Annotated in this window: 1 protein-coding gene; it reads left to right on the top strand. The window is 37.6% G+C overall.

Annotated features, from left to right (window positions below):
* Positions 1 to 449, top strand: a 449-nt coding sequence (locus HMPREF2917_RS11560) for a Spy0128 family protein (protein WP_176745963.1), incomplete at both ends; no start/stop codon positions are given.

Here is a 449-nt window from a genome sequence, read left to right as displayed (position 1 = left end):
GCCCTTAAATACAAGAAGGGTCAAGAAGGTACTTACACTTACTCTGTAACAGAGGTGAAAGGTACAGACGCAACTGTCACTTACGATACAATGAAGGCAGAAGTAACTGTAACAGTATCTCACGACGGTACAGCTAAAGCATTGGTTGCTAACGTAACTGAACCAGCTGACAAAGAGTTCAACAATACCGTAACACCTCCAACAGAACCTAAGTTCCAACCAGAGAAGTATGTATTGAATACAGCTAAATACTCAATCACTGATAACAAACTTCTTGATGATGATGCTGAGTTGACTGATAAATATGGTGAAACAAATACTGATCCATATGTTGATAAAACAAACAACAATGAAGCAGAAAACATCAATACGAAGACTGTTAACCGCGGAGATAAACTCTACTATCAAGTATGGTTAGATACAACTAAATTCTCAGCAACTAACAAAGA

The sequence above is a fragment of the Streptococcus sp. HMSC061E03 genome, assembly GCF_001813505.1.
Lineage (GTDB): Bacteria > Bacillota > Bacilli > Lactobacillales > Streptococcaceae > Streptococcus.
Note: the sequence above shows the minus strand (reverse complement) of the source record. Positions and strands in the feature narration are given on the sequence as shown.